Source organism: Paenibacillus lutimineralis, assembly GCF_003991425.1.
Lineage (GTDB): Bacteria > Bacillota > Bacilli > Paenibacillales > Paenibacillaceae > Fontibacillus > Fontibacillus lutimineralis.
Genome location: NZ_CP034346.1, coordinates 5,290,745 through 5,307,959 on the forward strand (window position 1 = coordinate 5,290,745; position 17,215 = coordinate 5,307,959).

Annotated in this window: 15 protein-coding genes and 1 pseudogene; 8 read left to right on the plus strand and 8 right to left on the minus strand. The window is 48.5% G+C overall.

The features are described 5' to 3' along the window. Positions 1 to 504 precede the first annotated feature (504 nt). From EI981_RS23365 to EI981_RS23375, 3 genes are all read right to left on the minus strand, one after another. Positions 505 to 1,137 carry an XTP/dITP diphosphatase gene (locus EI981_RS23365; RefSeq protein ID WP_127002336.1) on the minus strand — a complete coding sequence of 211 codons (633 nt, stop codon included), beginning with the start codon at positions 1,135 to 1,137 and terminating at the stop codon, positions 505 to 507. Continuing rightward, positions 1,137 to 1,895 carry a ribonuclease PH gene (gene rph / locus EI981_RS23370; RefSeq protein ID WP_127002338.1) on the minus strand — a complete coding sequence of 253 codons (759 nt, stop codon included), beginning with the start codon at positions 1,893 to 1,895 and terminating at the stop codon, positions 1,137 to 1,139. Before rph ends, EI981_RS23365 begins: the two co-directional genes overlap by 1 nt. A 372-nt stretch (positions 1,896 to 2,267) precedes the next feature. Then, positions 2,268 to 3,332 (minus strand): GerMN domain-containing protein, encoded by a 1,065-nt coding sequence (locus EI981_RS23375; protein ID WP_127002340.1) that lies wholly within the window; start codon positions 3,330 to 3,332, stop codon positions 2,268 to 2,270. Positions 3,333 to 3,476: 144 nt separating this feature from the next. Here EI981_RS23375 and EI981_RS23380 point away from each other — a divergent pair, with 144 nt between their 5' ends. Further along, the gene (locus EI981_RS23380) at positions 3,477 to 4,046 is read left to right on the plus strand and encodes a phosphatidylglycerophosphatase A family protein (RefSeq protein WP_418789081.1); all 570 of its coding nucleotides are present in this window, start codon (positions 3,477 to 3,479) and stop codon (positions 4,044 to 4,046) included. A 49-nt stretch (positions 4,047 to 4,095) separates the two neighbouring features. Here EI981_RS23380 and EI981_RS23385 read toward each other — a convergent pair whose 3' ends face one another. From EI981_RS23385 to EI981_RS23395, 3 genes are all read right to left on the minus strand, one after another. Then, complete coding sequence (locus EI981_RS23385) at positions 4,096 to 5,106, minus strand: MBL fold metallo-hydrolase (protein ID WP_193556398.1); 1,011 nt, start codon at positions 5,104 to 5,106, stop codon at positions 4,096 to 4,098. Further along, complete coding sequence (locus tag EI981_RS23390; RefSeq protein ID WP_127002345.1) at positions 5,103 to 5,855, minus strand: class I SAM-dependent methyltransferase; 753 nt, start codon at positions 5,853 to 5,855, stop codon at positions 5,103 to 5,105. Before EI981_RS23390 ends, EI981_RS23385 begins: the two co-directional genes overlap by 4 nt. A gap of 176 nt (positions 5,856 to 6,031) precedes the next feature. Beyond that, positions 6,032 to 7,279 (minus strand): peptidyl-prolyl cis-trans isomerase, encoded by a 1,248-nt coding sequence (locus EI981_RS23395; RefSeq protein WP_127002347.1) that lies wholly within the window; start codon positions 7,277 to 7,279, stop codon positions 6,032 to 6,034. A gap of 210 nt (positions 7,280 to 7,489) precedes the next feature. On the opposite strand from EI981_RS23395, the gene EI981_RS23400 reads away from it, so the two are divergent. Beyond that, positions 7,490 to 8,845, plus strand: coding sequence for a dipeptidase (locus EI981_RS23400; protein WP_127002349.1), 1,356 nt, complete (start codon positions 7,490 to 7,492; stop codon positions 8,843 to 8,845). Positions 8,846 to 9,096: 251 nt separating this feature from the next. Here EI981_RS23400 and EI981_RS23405 read toward each other — a convergent pair whose 3' ends face one another. Continuing rightward, entirely contained in the window at positions 9,097 to 9,321 is a 225-nt protein-coding gene (locus EI981_RS23405; RefSeq protein ID WP_009225122.1) for a helix-turn-helix domain-containing protein, read from the minus strand. Positions 9,322 to 9,603: 282 nt separating this feature from the next. Here EI981_RS23405 and efeO point away from each other — a divergent pair, with 282 nt between their 5' ends. From efeO to EI981_RS23420, 3 genes are read left to right on the plus strand one after another with little or no spacing between them, the layout of a single operon-like run. Continuing rightward, entirely contained in the window at positions 9,604 to 10,476 is an 873-nt protein-coding gene (gene efeO, locus EI981_RS23410) for an iron uptake system protein EfeO (protein ID WP_127002351.1), read from the plus strand. 3 nt (positions 10,477 to 10,479) lie between these two features. Beyond that, positions 10,480 to 11,820, plus strand: a complete 1,341-nt coding sequence (efeB, locus tag EI981_RS23415; protein WP_193556399.1) for an iron uptake transporter deferrochelatase/peroxidase subunit — start codon at positions 10,480 to 10,482, stop codon at positions 11,818 to 11,820. Between the two features lie 51 nt (positions 11,821 to 11,871). Next, positions 11,872 to 13,707 (plus strand): FTR1 family protein, encoded by a 1,836-nt coding sequence (locus EI981_RS23420; protein ID WP_127002353.1) that lies wholly within the window; start codon positions 11,872 to 11,874, stop codon positions 13,705 to 13,707. Between the two features lie 65 nt (positions 13,708 to 13,772). Here the strand turns inward: EI981_RS23420 and EI981_RS23425 are convergent, their stop codons facing one another. Continuing rightward, a complete protein-coding gene (locus EI981_RS23425) occupies positions 13,773 to 14,231 on the minus strand; it encodes a MarR family winged helix-turn-helix transcriptional regulator (protein WP_227011559.1) in 459 nt (152 codons plus the stop codon). A gap of 208 nt (positions 14,232 to 14,439) precedes the next feature. Here EI981_RS23425 and EI981_RS23430 point away from each other — a divergent pair. From EI981_RS23430 to nagA, 3 genes and pseudogenes are all read left to right on the plus strand, one after another. Further along, positions 14,440 to 15,304: pseudogene (locus EI981_RS23430) on the plus strand (MurR/RpiR family transcriptional regulator). A gap of 2 nt (positions 15,305 to 15,306) precedes the next feature. Continuing rightward, positions 15,307 to 16,035 (plus strand): glucosamine-6-phosphate deaminase, encoded by a 729-nt coding sequence (nagB, locus tag EI981_RS23435; protein WP_127002357.1) that lies wholly within the window; start codon positions 15,307 to 15,309, stop codon positions 16,033 to 16,035. Then, complete coding sequence (gene nagA / locus EI981_RS23440; RefSeq protein WP_127002359.1) at positions 16,035 to 17,210, plus strand: N-acetylglucosamine-6-phosphate deacetylase; 1,176 nt, start codon at positions 16,035 to 16,037, stop codon at positions 17,208 to 17,210. The genes nagB and nagA overlap by 1 nt, the downstream gene beginning before the upstream one ends. The last annotated feature ends 5 nt before the right edge of the window (positions 17,211 to 17,215 follow it).

Sequence of the window (17,215 nt, forward strand, 5' to 3'; positions counted from 1 at the left end):
AATTTCGAAAATAAGTGCTTGTTCAAGTAAAAGTGTTATTCTTGGAAGTATTGTAGAGTCTGTCTACGTAAGCCTTGAAAGAATAAAGTCTTTGCCTGCTGCACGCGATCTCGTTCGTATCATCATTTTCAAAATCCAGCACCTTGAAAGCGGTTACCTAAAGCGGTATATTAATGCCATCGCCCCTCCCTCATTATGTAAATCTTACTTTGAATTCATTGCCCCTTCTCTTTGTTCATGAAGACGATGAAGATAAGAGTACCTGAGAAGTGATATGAGTTATATTACATCATGGGACCTCCAGGATAAGAACGGAAGGGATAAATTTATATCATTTGGGGATAAAAAATTATTAAATCGAGTTTTTGCGACAAACTTCATATCATTTATTAATAACACAACAATTATTGCAGCCAGAAGAAAGAACCTTCCCAAGAAATATAAAAAGGCCCGACTCGAAAGAAGGTATCCTCTCGAATCAAGCCTTATCGTAAATTCATATTATTAACGTGAACGTTGTTCCAACTTCTCAGCCAGTTGTCTTAGTGCCGCACCGCGATGGCTGATCGCCTGCTTCTCCGCGATGCTCAATTCCGCCATCGTCTTCTCGTACTCAGGCAGATAGAACAGCGGATCATAACCGAAGCCTCCTGAGCCTGCACGTTCCGCCGTAATCCAGCCGTCTACCGAGCCTTCCGCCTCAATAAATTGATCGGTAGCCGGATCGTATAAGGCCAGATGGCAGACGAACCTCGCCGTGCTGAGCAGCGGCTGATCGGTATCCTCACCCTGTTGGATGCGTTCCAGCGCCTTCAGCAGCTTCTCATTATTGGCTTCATCCGAAGCCGCTTCCCCGGCATAGCGGGCTGAATAGACGCCTGGTTCTCCGTCCAATTGATCCACGCACAGGCCAGAGTCATCTGCAAGCACAGGCTGCCCAAGCCGGTCGCCTACCTCCTTGGCCTTCTTGCGCGCATTATCCGCGAACGTCTCTCCATCCTCAATGACCTCTGGCACATCGGGGAAGTCGTACATGCTCTTCACCGACTTGTTCAGGAATCCAAGCGCATGCGCAAACTCACGAACCTTGCCCTGATTGCGGGTGGCTACAATAATTACATTTCCGTCCAAGCCCACTATGCTTGTCCTCCAGTCTCATCTCCGCGAATTTTGAGGGCAATGGACCCTAGGACTTCTTGCTGTTGCAGTATCATCTCGTTAATTCCTTGCTCCGCTAATTCCAACATACGATCAAGCTCCTGCCGTGAGAATGGATTCTCTTCTCCGGTTCCCTGTACTTCAACGAACTGACCTTGTCCAGTCATAACCACATTCATATCGACCTTGGCTTTGGAATCCTCTTCATATTCGAGATCCAGTACTATATTCTCTCCGACAATCCCGACGCTGACAGCAGCCAAGAAGTCCTTAATCGGGAACGTAGTCAGATTATGCTTCTGTACAAGCTTATTAATAGCAAATGCCATCGCGACAAACGCACCGGTAATCGATGCGGTCCGCGTACCACCATCCGCTTGAATTACATCGCAGTCAACCGTAACGGAGCGCTCTCCAAGGGCATGAAGATCGACGACCGAGCGCAGTGAACGACCGATCAGTCTCTGAATTTCCATTGTCCGGCCGCTAAGCTTGCCGCGCGCCGATTCACGCTGATTCCGGGTCTGCGTCGCCCGAGGCAGCATCGAATACTCTGCTGTAATCCAGCCTTTGCCCTGTCCTTTCATGAACATGGGAACCTTCTCATCAACAGTCGCCGTGCAGATTACCTTCGTATCGCCAACCTCAATATACACAGAGCCTTCTGCATATTTATTTATGTTTACGGTCAATTTCATTGGCCGCCGCTCATTCACTTTACGTCCGTTAGGTCTCATAATAATTGCCTCCTACATTTTTCATGCTGTCTGTTTGCTTCCCTATTCTACCAAAACATAAACATAAAAGCATCTTTTCGACTTCATTTTTGGAAAGCTCCCTTCCAGACCATTCTTTACCATAACCAATTATCCAGCGATTATCCGAAGCAGAACCATCTTCCCAAGATCAGATCCTAGACTGTTCTGCAAAAATAAAGGAGGGACCTATATGGCGCCCTCCTGAGCTTCAAGTTTTTAACACTTATACAGGTTGTTCAAAAAGTCTCTCCTCTCCTCAGGCCCTACCTTCATTCAACTGAAGCGTTTTGAAAAAACGCACATCGGAAGGATATGCTTCGGTACTGAAAACCGGCCTTTTTGAACACGCATTTATAACGGTATATCGTTGATCACCTGTGGCCGCAGCACCGGTTGCCCATAGTCCTGATTGTCCGTTCCGAATACTTCCTTCTCCCCGTTGAACCATATCCGGACCTTGTCCTGAGCTGAATTCTCCGATACCGTGAGCACAAGCGACTGCATCATTTGCGCCGGCAGCTTCTCCCCAGGATCGAACATATCATCCTCAATCGATACGGTGACTACCCCGTTGTCAGAACGTTCAACCCCATCAAACGATGTATTTTGGGTTACTACATTCTCAAGTCCATCCCCCTTGAGCGGTCCTTTGATCAGTTCATCGACAGCAGAAGCAACAAGGTCGCTACCATAAGGTACGAACCGTGTAACCGGAACGAAGTAAGCTGTCCCTTCCTGTGTTGCTGCGGAGAAGAAGATCGTTACCGGACTGGATTGCGACAAGTTGATCTCATTGTCGAGCTGCAAGTTGATTCCGAGCGAGCGATTCAGCGGTCTGTCCAGCGGCATACCACCTACCGGCATTTCGTTCAGCTTGGCGCCATCCATCCATACCTGTACATTCTGAATCTCGGGATTGTCGATCAAGGTCCATGTTAGCGCCTCGGCAATTTTTCGCTCATCTGCAGCGGAGTAATTGGCGAATTCTTTACTGAACTCAACGACTGCCAGCTTCTCATCCGGCTTCAGCGTCACCGCCTTCACTTCTGTGCCCTTCGGGAGCACTCCCTTGAAGCCGGCGGGAAGCAGCTTGGCATAAGTTCCCTCACTGACTAGTGCTTCCAGCGCCGCCATCGTCTTCGCCGTAGCATTCTCTCCCTGCGGCAAATGCAGTGAGACCGGGGCGAGCAGACCATGATCATTCTGCAAATACACCGTCGATACTGCTCCTCCTGCCGTAAGGCTTGTCTGACCGTCAATGCCAGCCCCTTGCATCATTTGCGCTTCAATATCTGAAGGCGGAGGGTCAATCTGTGATGAGGAGCCTGTACCAAACATGCTGCAGCCTGATAACACGATCGGCAGGGCCAGCATGCTGACCATGGCCGAATTTCGAATCTGGCGGTTCCATTTCATAACCTGGGTTCCTCCCTAACAATTTACTAAGGTTTGTATTACTATATATACGAGCCCTCCCTGCGAAAAATAACTATATTTTTCCGGGAACTGGACATACTGCATCATGCAATTGTGTGATGGAACTATTAAGGAGTAGAGGTGATAGACTTGGAACAACCAAAAGCAAGAACGCCTTATAGTCTTAACAGTAAAAAAGTCGCTGACGCCACCAAAGCTTGGCTGCATAAACGCGGCGTAAAGATGGAGGAGATTGCCGAATTGGTCTTTTTCCTCCAGCAGAAATACTATCCGAATCTAACGATGGAGGAATGTATCCATAATGTTGAGCAGGTGCTGACCAAGAGAGAGGTTCAGAACGCAGTGCTGACAGGTATTCAACTGGATATTCTTGCTGAACAGGGAGCCTTGATTCCCGAGCTCCAGGATATGATCTCCAATGATGAGGGCCTGTATGGAGTGGATGAGATACTAGCCTTCTCCATCGTCAACGTCTATGGCAGCATCGGCTTCACCAATTATGGCTACGTCGATAAGCTGAAGCCGGGAGTTCTGGAACGGTTGAACGATAAATCGCTCGGTCCAGTCCATACCTTCCTGGACGATATCGTCGGTGCCATCGCTGCTTCCGCCAGCAGTCGTATTGCCCACCGCAAACAAGCGGAACGAGAGCGTGATAATGGCGAGGAATTCATTGAAGAGGACCATAAATAAGGAAATAAAGGCTGCTCGTGGAATCGGTTGATTTCACAAGCAGCCTCGTTTATTTTTTAGCAAATAAATATGTCTCACTTGCTCCGTATGAATCATCACGCACACGATCACCGGGAATCTGTACAGCTAGTTCTCGTCTTACCAGTTCAATCAGATGAGCAAGCGCCTCTGACATGGCAAATCGCATCTGATGAATCCCTAGCTCAGTTCCGAACAATGCGCTGCATACCGCAAATCCACTCATAGGCTGCTTCGCTAGCATCGCCTGTACAGTCTCAAGCCGTTCCTCATGATGTCTGATCAACATGACGGTCCGTTCAGTAAAGTGCGTAAACGGGCGGCGATGCCCCGGAAAAGCTTGAGCGACTTCATATTTCCCCAGCTTCCTTAGTGAATTTATGAATGACTCCAACGGCTGTGGGTCACTCCCAGGCATCAGGCTTACGTTCGGAGAGATCTGCGGCAGAACTGCATCTCCACACAGCATCAAGCCTCGCCGAACATCATAGAAGGACAGATGTCCCGGCGCATGTCCAGCACTCTCGATGGCCCGCCATCCCTGCCCGCCCATGATAAGCTCGTCCCCTTCATGAATATATGTCACTTCTGCAGACGGACTGACCTGAGTTATAAAGCTCTCCATATGCGCCGGGAGCTGCCTAATCCATTCAGATGGCATTCCATGAGCCTTATACAATTCTGGCAGAGCCATATTCATTGTGCTATCAGGCCCCCACATCCGCTGCGTCTCTTCATGCGCACGGTGTGACATGTAGACAGGAGCCCCACTCCACTGCTGCAAATAACCGGCTAGCCCATAATGATCCGGGTGGTGATGAGTTATTACGATCGAGCAGATATCCTGTGGCGCAAGCTTCAATTCTCGCCGAATAGCTTCCCATGCAGCTCCCCCCTCCTGAGTATGCGGTCCAGGATCAATGATCGTTACGCCCTCCTCGCCATGAAGGACATAGCTGTTGACGTAGCGCAGCGGAGGCGCCATCGGAACAGGGATACGAGTGAGGCTGTAATCTTCCCATACTTCAATCTGTGAATTCATGATGATACATCCCCCACCATGATCATCCTAGGCGAGACCAGCGGATCGAAGGAATCCTCGTCATAGCTACCATAGATCTCCTTCAGCCCCAAGCCGGCTTCCTCCAACATTGCCGTAAAGTCCTCCAGGGAATAGAGTTTGATTCTCTCCAAATAATGTCTGGGCCCTGTCCTTAAGTCCGCGGCACCTGTTTGATCGATAATCTCGATTCTTTTTTTGACATATCCGTCATCAATTACGCGACGCTCTTTAATAAGCTGGCCATCATAGGTTCGTTCCGATTCAGGAACCAGATGCGCCATCGTATACTCGGGGTTCAGGAAATCTATAATGAATTGTCCACCCGGCTTCAGCATTCTCCGCACTTCCTTTAACACCTTAATATGCTCAGCATCTTGATCGAAATAGCCAAACGAAGTGAACAAGTTAACGACCGCGTCAAAGCCTCCTGATAGCGGCAAATTCCGCATGTCTGCATGCATCCAGGTAACCCGCTGGTCGGGATCATTTCTCCTTGCTTCTCGCAGCAGAACCTCGGATAAATCAACGCCGATCACTTCATATCCCGCTTCTTCAAGCGCCATGGCATGACGTCCCATTCCACAGCAGAGGTCCAGAATTTTGGCACCGATGGGTAGCCCAAGCCAAGAGATCATTTTATGTACTTCATGCTTTGCACCCTGAAAATCGCGATGCTTATATACGACCAAGTAATCCTCACCGAAGCTCTGTTCATACCATTCTGCCATTTCTGTCTTTTCTCCTCTCTAGCAGCTCCATTCCAACACTGGTCTTTGTTTTCCCTCCATTGTACCGGATCTTGTCTAGAACTCAAGCGAGGGCTAGCCATTATAAGAGCCCCTCCACATGATATGCAAAAAAAGAGGGGACATAATGAATATGCCCCCTCTGATGATCTAATACTCTATTTCGCGGCTGTCTTATCTTTGTCAGCTGCATCTGCGCTGTCGGCAAGTTTATTTGTAATTTTCGCCTTGCCGCGTACTTCTTCTAGCCATGATGAAGACATTTGCGATACTTGCTGGGAGACAAGACCCTTGCGAATCTCATCCTTCTTCTCCTCAAGGGTAGCCGTATGCGCTTCTTTGCGATCGGTCAACTTGATGACCTTATATCCATCAGCCGACTTGATCGGTGCGCTAATCTCATCCTTGGCTAATTTAAAGGCAGCCTCCTCAACCGCTTCTTCACCACTCTCGCCTTTACCGAAGAATCCGGTATCACCACCGCTATCCTTCGTAACTGTATCCAGCGATTTGCTCTTCGCCAGTTCAGCGAAATCTGCACCACCGTTCAGTTCCTTGATGATGCTCTTCGCCTCATCTTCTGTTCCTACAAGAATAACGGATAGACGGACTTCCTCCGGCGTATTGAAGGATTCCTTGTACTGCTCAAATGTTTCTTTCACTTGTTCATCCGTAACATTAATTTTCGGCTCGAGCAGCTTCGTCAGCTTAAGCTGCATATCAAGACGCTCTTTGAACTCATCCAGTGTCATACCGGAAGAAGCTAGCGCTTGATTGAATGCATCTTCTGAACCGAAGGACTCTTTGTAGGTTTCAATTTCTTTATCAATATCAGTAGCGGTAATCTGAATGTTAGCCTTCTTCGCTTCCTGGTTCACCAGTTCACGGTTAATGAGGTTATCGAGAGCTGCTTCCCCACCTCCGGAAGTGGCCAATTCATCAAAGAGGATATCCTTGGAAATCTCAACTCCATTGACGGTAGCGATCGCCTCGGCCTTATTGCTGGCAAACGGCGGCTTAATGAGCACGATGATCAGCAATACGGCAAGCACCAGCGATACGATCGGCCAGACCTTAGATCCTGAATTCCCGCCGCTCGCAGGTTCTTGGGACGGAGTCCAGCTGTAATGCTCGGCAGGCTTCACCTCATCACTGTTACTAGCTAGCTCTTCCTTCACTTCATTTTCTTCCGCCGCTTCACCTTCGTTCTCAGCTTGCGGTTGTTCTTCTATATCTGTCTGATTATTCTCTGTAGTCTCTGCCGAAGCATTAGACTCTGTTGTAAAGTTTGCTTCCTCGCTATCAGGAACAGCTTGTCCGGCCGGATCCTCGTGACCATTCTCTGGTTCGCCTGCCGTGTCCTCTTGCTTGCCTGTTAGCTCAAGATCTTTCTCTTTGTCTTCCATTCAGCTTGTGACTCCCTTCTTCAATTGGAAACTCTTTCACTTCTATGACTTTAACAGATTTGTCCGTTTTTAACCTTAAAGAATGATAAAATATTGTTTTTTTGATTGCTTTTTGTGAACAATCAATATGTATGGCAGAGCTATCATTTCTGTTCTGGCTCAAAAAGTAGTAAAATGGTAAGGAAAACACGTTCGGGAGGAACTGACAAAATGGATTATCAAAATTATTTCCAAAATAACCGCCAGACTCATCTGGATGAACTGACGGAACTGTTGAAAATTCCTAGCATCTCGGCACTGTCTGACCATAAAGGTGATGTGCAGAAGGCGGCTGAATGGATTGCTGGCGCGCTCCGTCAAGCGGGAATGGAGAATGTAGAGGTTAACCCTACGGCTGGGCATCCTATCGTAACTGGCGAATATTTGCATGCCCCAGGAAAACCAACTGTACTCGTATACGGGCACTATGACGTGCAACCTGTAGACCCACTCAATCTGTGGGATACACCGCCATTCGAACCTTCGATCCGTGACGGCAAGCTATACGCCCGCGGCGCTACAGACGACAAAGGACAAATGTTCCTACATATCAAAGCTGTAGAAGCGATCCTGAAGCAGGAGAAAGAGCCTCCTGTAAATATTAAATTCTGCATCGAAGGTGAAGAAGAGGTTGGCAGCCCGAATCTCCCTATTTTCCTAGAGAAAAATCAGGATAAACTGGCGGCAGACGTCGTTGTCATCTCCGATACTTCACTGCTTGAGCCTGGCAAGCCAGCGATCTGCACCGGACTTCGCGGCCTTTGCTCCCTGGAAGTTAGCGTGCATACAGCAAATACGGATCTGCACTCCGGTACTTTTGGCGGTGGAGTTCCTAATGCGCTGCATGCGCTCGTGGCCTTGCTCGCTTCTCTGCATGATGACAAAGGGCGCGTAGTTGTGGAAGGCTTCTATAAAGGCACGCCTGAGTTGCCTGCCGAATTGAGAGAGGAGATCTCCAAGCGCGGACTTGATGAGAATAAACTCGCAGCAAGCCTAGGCCTGGAGACACTGTATGGCGAAGAAGGCTACAGCTTTGCAGAACGTACCGGCATCCGTCCAACCTTGGAACTGAATGGTGTATATGGCGGTTTCCAAGGCGAAGGCAGCAAGACCGTTATTCCGAAGGAAGCTCATGCCAAGATTACTTGCCGTCTAGTTGGCGATCAAGATCCGCAGGATATTCTCGATAAGATTGATGCTCACCTGCAGCAGCGCGTACAACCTGGCGCCAAGCTGGTCGTGAAGCAAATGGAGAAGGCTCACGCCTTCAACATCGATCCGGAAATTCCTATGCTGCAAAAGGCTGCCGACGCTTATGAGAAGGTGTATGGGACGCGTGCTTTGTTCACCAAGGATGGTGGCTCGATCCCGATCGTAGAGACCTTGTCCCGGGTACTTGAAGCACCAGCCGTCATGATGGGCTTCGGGCTTCCTGACGAGAACCTGCATGCACCGAACGAGCATTTCAACCTTGAAAACTTCGACAAAGGTCTGCTGACTATCGTTGAATATCTCAAGTCCCTGTAATATTAGGGATGAGATGAGACAATAAAAAAGGCTATCCTCCAGATCATTTGAAAATGACGGATGGATAGCCTTTTTTAAATTGCGGAGGTTTCCCTTGCATTAGAAGCAAATTGTGTGCTTAAAAACGTATTACATTGGAGATGGTTTTGAAGCACGCAATCAAGACGACCATTAAAACAAAAAACCTCCCCTTTCTTCCCGCTATCGGAGGAAAAAGAAGGTCCATGTTCTCTGCGCCCTTGGTAAAACCGTCAGATTTTTAGCTCCCCAAGCTTGATCAGCTCAACAACCGCCTGCGCGCGACCCTTGACATTAAGCTTTTGCATGACATTAGAGATATGGTTCCGGACGGTCTTCTCGCTGATAAATAATTGGCCGGCAATGTCGCGGGTCGTTTTATCCTGCACGAGGAGTTCGAAAACTTCCCGTTCACGATGAGTTAACAGAAATTTGCTGTTACGATCGCTACTTTTCAAAATGCGTCACCCCTCCTTGCTCGGGTTTTATGGTTTACAAGGTTAAGGGATACAGTCAACACATTTTATGAAGAGATCGGATTATTGGTGCCGTAAGGAAATAAAATAGGCGCTTTATTTCCTGGCCGTATCTATTCTGCAGTTCAACTCTGTCCAAAGCTGCCGCGAAAATTCCTATTGACGGGTGAAACCCTTCCCATTAATATATGTAATCGAAAGTGATAATCATTATCAATTAGACTAGTTAACTTTCGATACTTATATCAAGGGGTGTCCATGGTCATGAAAATATATTATGCGCTTCCAGCAGCAGCCATATCGGCGATTCTGCTACTATCCGGCTGCAACACCGGAGATAAGAATGCGAACCAAGGAGCGGCGGCCAACAACAACGTAGCTAATTCGGCGGCTGCTTCGAATTCGAATGAAGACGACTTCAAGCAAGCGATCGATCAATACCGCGAGTATGTAATCCAGCAATGTGATGCCTTCGTTACTGAGACAGCCAAATTTACGGCTGCGATTAAAGACGCAGATATTGAGACTGCTAAGTCTCTCTATGCTCCGGCACGCATGTATTATGAACGAATCGAACCAATTGCTGAAGCGCTGGGCGATCTTGATCCAAATATCGATGCCAGAGATGGCGACGTAGATAGTTCAGAGTGGCGCGGCTTCCACAAGCTGGAACAAGCTCTGTGGGAGAATAACACAACAGCCGGACAAGAGGATATAGCTGATCAATTGTTAAGCGATGCGAAGCTGCTTCGTGCCAAAGTAGAAACCGTAGATATCGAAGCTTCCTTGCTCGTTACTGGCGCCGTAGAACTGCTTAACGAAGTGTCTACCTCCAAGGTTACGGGTGAAGAGGAACGTTACTCTCATACAGACCTGTATGACTTCGCCGCCAATGTAGAAGGCGCTAAGAAAATATATGAGCTTCTGGAGCCCCAGCTCAAAGCCAAAGATGCCGAACTAAGCAAAAATATCAGTGAACGCTTCACGGCCCTTGAGCAGGAATTGGCACCGTTCAAACAAGGCAATGACTATGTTAGTTATGAGCAGCTGCAGGATCAGGATGTACGCAAATTAAGCCAGAATCTCGATGCCTTAGCCGAGCCACTATCCCAAATGGGTACTCTACTGGGAGTGTAAAAGATGAGTAACCATGAACCAGGAATGGAACCCAACTCATCAAACATACGCTCTAACCAAGACGCAGCATCCCCAGCACAGGGCCTATTGTCCAAGAAAATAAGCCGCCGTGAAGTGTTGAAATATGCAGGTATTGGAGGGATCGGTCTGCTTCTCGGAGGCAGTGGTGGCTACGGGCTACTTGCCGCTCAAGAGAAGCTGTCACCCTCTTCTAAGAAAAACCACGATCGCGTTGCTTCTATGGAACAGATCCCCTTCTACGATCAGCATCAAGCCGGAATTATCACCCCAGCGCAGAACTTTCTGTGCTTTGCATCTTTTGATTTGACCACGAATTCACTGTCTGAGGTGCGAAAATTATTTCAGTTATGGACAGAATCCGCCTCCCTGATGACCTCCGGTCAGATGCTAGGCAACACCAATAACAGCCAGAATCTTCCCCCTTCCGATACTGGAGAAGCAGCGGGACTAACGACTTCCAAGCTTACAATCACCTTTGGAGTCGGCCCTTCCTTCTTTGATAGCCGTTATGGTCTATCATCGAAGAAGCCTGCTTCATTCGATGAGCTCCCCTCTTTCCGCGGAGATGCTTTGCTGCCGGAGTGGTGCGGCGGCGATATCGGCGTTCAGGTATGTGCCGATGATATGCAGGTGGCCTTCCATGCTGTACGAAACCTGGCCAGAATTGCACGTGGAACCGCCGTAATGCGTTGGATGCAAGAGGGCTTCCAACGCAGTTCTACGGCTGATCCAAGCGGGGGAACGCCGCGCAATCTGCTGGGCTTCAAAGACGGAACTGGAAATCCGGATACTCATGATAAACAGGCTATGAATGAGATCGTATGGGCCAGAGCTGACAACGGAGCGAACTGGATGCAGGGCGGCAGCTACATGGTAGCACGCCGTATCCGTATGCGGATCGAAATATGGGATCGTTCCCCCTTAAGCGATCAAGAGCAGACCTTCGGCCGTTATCGCGACTCCGGAGCTCCGATCGGGTCCAAAGATGAATTTGCTCCGCTTGATCTAGAAGCGAAGGATTCTTCAGGTAAGCCGCTTATTCCGCTTAATTCCCATTCCCGCCTCGCCCATACGGATGGCATCAAAATGTTGCGCCGGGCCTATTCCTATACCGGCGGTATCGACGCAAAGACAGGGCAGCTGGACGCCGGCCTGTTTTTCATCTGTTATCAGAAGGATATCCAGAAACAATTCATATCGATGCAGCAAAAGCTGGCCGCCAGCGATAAGCTGAACGAATATATCGTCCATGTTGGCAGTGCTGTATTCGCTTGTTTTCCTGGCGTTCGTCAGGGCGGATATATCGGTGATACACTCTTCTAGTGAGAGTTTCATCTACCTCTTCTAATTCAATAAGGAGGTGTAGAGAGTCCAATGGAGCTCCCACACATCAAACAGGAAAGCTTAAATACCATACAACATAAACTGGCCACCATACTTATAGCGTTCATCTTGATCATCATAGCCCTATGGTCTGTTCCTCTGTCAGCAGCTGAGGCTGCCCCAGAGAATGCTTCCAACCCGTCCTACGATAAGCTACTTCCGCTGGTCGGCGGCGCGCTCGTCGAAGCAGGGACGCCGAATTGGGACACGGCTGCTGCAGAGCTGAGCGAGTTCAGCAGCATTTGGAATACACTCGATCATTCGGCCTCACCTGAGCTTGCTAAACAGATTGAGGACGAATTAATCAGGGCGAAGAATGCCATTGAGGCGCAGGACCAGGACGAGGCCAAGCAAGCTCTCTCTTCACTGGCTAAGCAGGTGAACGAATATACCTCAGCCTACTCTGCTGAAACAGAGAAGCCAGACGGCAAAGAATCCGCCAGTCAGCTGCTGGAGATGACCGGAAAGACATTATCTGCCCTGGAACAAGGTTCAGTCGAGCAGGCACAAAGAGAATACAAGCAAATTTTGAACACATGGAAAAAGCTCGAAGGGCCAATCCGCGGCGGAAACTTTAACGTATACAGCGATATTGAGACCCAAATGAGCTTAATCAGAATAGCGTTGCAAGCGACACCCATTAAAACAGAGCAGGCCGTAAAAGAATTGACAACACTGAATAGCCTGCTTCAGGATTATACACAAGGTAAATTAGATAGCTTAAGTGATTCTTCAGCAGCACAAAACAAGAACACTCTTGTAGATACACTTCCGCTGCTAGACAAAGCCAAGCAGGCCGTTGCATCCAAAAATGCAGAACAAGCAGCTGAGCAAATGAGCCAGTTCATTCGGCAGTGGCCTTCTGTAGAAGGCGAGGTCTCTGTCTCTTCCGCCAAGCTGTACACGGCAACAGAGAATCGCATGGCAGAAGCGCAGAGCTATCTGATCTCTAATCCGCCGAATTTCAACAAGGCGGAGCAGATTATCGATGCGATGATCCAGGATCTTCAGCCGCTTGCCGAACGTTCGACCTATACCGCCTGGGATGCGGCACTTATTCTTCTTCGGGAAGGCTTTGAGGCTCTTCTAGTGCTTGCCGCCCTACTTGCCTTTGTGAACCGCTCCAAGGATACTGCACTGCGTACTTCCATTTGGGCTGGAGCAGGAACTGGACTACTGATTTCGGCCATTCTAGCTATCATTCTGACCTATACCATCTCTCAAGCCATCGCAGGTAGTGCAAGAGAATTAATTGAAGGCTTCATTGGACTATTCGCGGTCGCTATGATGCTCACGGTCGGCTGGTGGCTGCACAGCAAATCCAACGTCAAAGCCTGGAACCAGTATTTATCTGAGCGGACCCGCGGTGCAATCCAGCGCGGCAGCCGCTGGTCTTTATTTCTTCTATCCGCCCTGGCCATATTGCGCGAAGGAGCCGAGACGGCAATTTTTTATATCGGAATGGTCCCTTCTATTGAACCGCGTCAATTGATTATTGGAATTTTGGGAGCTTTGATCGTTCTGGTTGTTCTAGGCTTCTGCTTGATCCATTTTGGCATCAAACTACCGATCCGGCCGTTCATGCTTTGCGCCACTTTGCTGATCTACTATCTGGTTGTCCGTTTCCTTGGAGAGAGCATCCACTCTCTGCAAATTGCCGGATTGATCTCAGCCCACAGCCGGTCATGGCTTCCTTCAGCAGGTTGGATTGGAGCTTATCCTACTTGGGAGACACTGATTCCACAGGTGGTGGCGCTGCTCTTCATTATCTGGCAGCTAACTAGTCGCAAGTGTACAGACTCACCTGGAACCGCCTCTGCCTCGTAATTTGGACAAATAAAAAACCGCTCTTTGACGACTCAGTCAAAGGCGGTTCTTTATTTACATGAAAATCACTTCATTTTGCATACAGGTACATCAGAATGTCCAGCAGTTCCCAGCTTCTCAACAACCTGGATCAGAACCTCCAGCTCATGGGGCTCCAACTCTTGAAGATAGCTTCGAACTACTTCTCTCGACTTCCTCCCTGCCTCTGCGAATACCTCGGCACCTTTGTCGGTTACCGACAGAAGCACCGATCTGCGGTCCTGCTCATCGTGACGGCGTTGAACATATCCGCTCTGCACGAGACGGTCAACCATAACAGTAATCGCACTAGGCTTAACTTCCAGCGCGTCAGCCAAATAACTCACATTGCACGGATCAGTTCGGGCAATCAGAGCAAGCATATGGAACTGAGGTCCTGTTAATCCAAGCTCCCGGTGCTGCATAATTTCGGTCTGCATCTTCTTGAAAGTCCTAGACCAGGCAGTCATTAGCCGCTCTACATATTCATCAAGATTCGAATCCAATGTTACTCCCCCTCTTCGAATCGTAATGCCTGCTTCAAGTGTATTATGGGAGCGTCGAAAATACAAGGAAAGTGTCATAATTTCCGGCCCGGTGTGCTATAATCGCTTGATTTTATCGGTAAAATAAACTATGATGGAATCGAAATAATTTTCATGTATTTAATGAAAAATGCAAAAATAATTTTCATGATCAAAGAGGGTGATTCCAATGCTCACTCCAATCTTGCATGCGCTCTCCAGCAACCTGGACAATTTACCTCCCCAAGAGCGCAGGCTTGGAGAATATATTTTGCAGACCCCTTCCTCCGTCATTCATCTCGGTATTACCGAACTTGCATACGCTTGCAGCATTAGCCCGTCAACCGTAACGCGTTTTTTGTAAAACATTCCATTTCAAGGGGTTTCCCGATTTCAAAATGAAGTTGGCTGGTGAACTCGGTCAGAAGACGGAGGCTAATCAATATCAGGATTTGAAGGCTGGCAATGACTTGCAGGAAATCGTCAAAGCGATCGAAGCCAATCATCTGGCCTCCATTACGGATACGACGAGGCTGCTCGATATGAATGAGCTTGAGCGGGCTGTGCAAATACTGTGCAGAGCAAAGAGAATTGATCTGTATGGTGTTGCAACATCGTCCATCATCGCCCAGGATTTCTACCAGAAATTAATCCGGATTGGCAAGAACTGCACCGCCTTCTCTGATTCGCATATGCAGATCACTTCTGCTTCCACACTAGGGGAGGATGATGTCGCACTGGCTATCTCCTATTCGGGAGAGACTCCTGAGACCATCGATGCGCTCAGATGCGCTAAAGACAGCGGAGCCATCACAGTCTCACTGACCCAATATGGTAATAATCAACTCGCTTCTCTTGCCGACATATCCTTATTCTCTTCTTCATTAGAGAAAGGTATGCGGCGCGGCGATATGGCATCCCGCATCGCCCAGCTGCACGTCATCGATATTCTGTTCACAGGTATGGTAAGTATAGAATTTGAAGATTTCATTCCCAAGCTGGAAAGTTCTTATCAGAATGTTCAAACCTATAGGAAACGACAAGGAGGTTATTAATAATGATAAATATTATTAAAGTAAACAATGAACAGCAGTTTAATGAGACAGGTGCAGGGATCATCGCGAGCCTGGTACAAACCAACCCGAGGGTCAAGCTTGGTTTGGCTACAGGTAGCACGCCTGTCGGCGTGTACCAGAGATTGATCGAGCTGTACAAGGAAGGCGTTGTAAGCTTCAAGCTGGCTAGCAGCTACAATCTGGACGAATATATTGGGCTACCTGAGGATCATTCGGAAAGCTACAGACGCTTCATGAACGAGAAGCTGTTCAACCATATTGATATGCCGCTGGAGAACACTCACGTGCCTTCCGGCAATTCCAGCAATGCACAGCAAGCTGCCGACGAATACAATCGTCTGCTTGACGAAGCAGGCCAGGTTGACCTGCAATTGCTTGGCCTTGGTCATAACGGTCATATCGGATTCAATGAGCCTGATGAAGATCTGCAAGGCCAGACGCATGTCGTAACCTTGGATGAGCTTACACGCCAGGCTAACGCACGTTTCTTCGATTCCATCGATGACGTTCCGACACATGCCATTACGATGGGTATCGGCTCGATCCTTAAGGCAAAGCAAATTTTGTTGATGGCTAAAGGAAAAGATAAGGCAGAGATCGTCGCCAAAGCGCTCAAAGGACCGATTACAACGAAATGCCCCGCCTCGTTCTTGCAAACTCATCCTAATGTGGTAGTTATTCTAGACCAAGAAGCAGGGAGTCTTGTATAATGAGCAACTATAATTTTCAAATTGTGAATGGCAAAATCGTTTCTCCGAAAGGCATCATCGAGGACGGAGCTGTTACTGTAGAGAACGGAGTTATCACCTATGTCGGCTCGACCGCGGGCATCCCTCAGGATGTGGCTGAATTGGAAACCGTAGATGCAGCTGGTAAATACATTCTGCCTGGATTTATTGATGTCCACGTACACGGCGGCATGCTGGAGGATTTCTCTAAGCCGAGTAAAGCCGGTATAGACGCCATCACCAAGCTGCATGCAAGCCAAGGTACAACTACAATGCTGGCCACGACGATGACTATGCCGAAAGACATTCTTGATGAAGTACTGGCTGAAGTGCAGAGCTACATGGAGAATGATATGCCGTACGCTCAGCTCGGCGGTGTCCATTTGGAAGGACCATTCATCAGCCCGAAATGGCCTGGTGCCCAGAACCCAGCCCATATCGTCCCACCGAATAAAGATTGGATCGAACAATGGGAAGAACAATATCCTGGATTGATCAAGCAAGTCACGTTCGCACCGGAGCGTGAAGGTTCACATGAGCTCATCCGTTTCTTGCGCAAGAAGGGAATTGCCGCTGCTGCAGGTCATACAGACGCTACCTATGAAGACATTATGTCTGCGCAAGCTGTCGGCCTGAACCACTCGGTTCATATGTTCAATGCAATGACTCCGCTACATCATCGCAAACCAGGTACAGCAGGTGCGATTCTAAGTACTCCAGCAATTAGTGCAGAGATTATCGCTGACGGTATTCATGTGCACAAAGCTGCCATTAAATTGCTGGCCAGTGTGAAGACAGATCATAATTTGCTGCTTATTACTGATGCAATGTCTGCAGCTGGATTAGGGAATGGCGATTACATGCTGGGCGACCTACCAGTAGTCGTTAAGGACAATGTATGTACTTTGAAAGAAAGCGAAGGAACGCTTGCCGGTAGTACGCTTACGATGATCCGCGGCTTCCGTTACCTTATACAGGAAGTCGGTCTATCCATCGAGAGAGCTTCTGAAGCAGCTAGTGGCAACCCGGCTAGATTACTTCGTATGGACCATATCACTGGCTCCATTGAGACCGGCAAGCAAGCCGATCTGCTGGTGGTAGACACTGATCTGGAACTTCAGCAAATCTGGATCAAAGGTCGTCAATTTCAGGAATAAGAGGA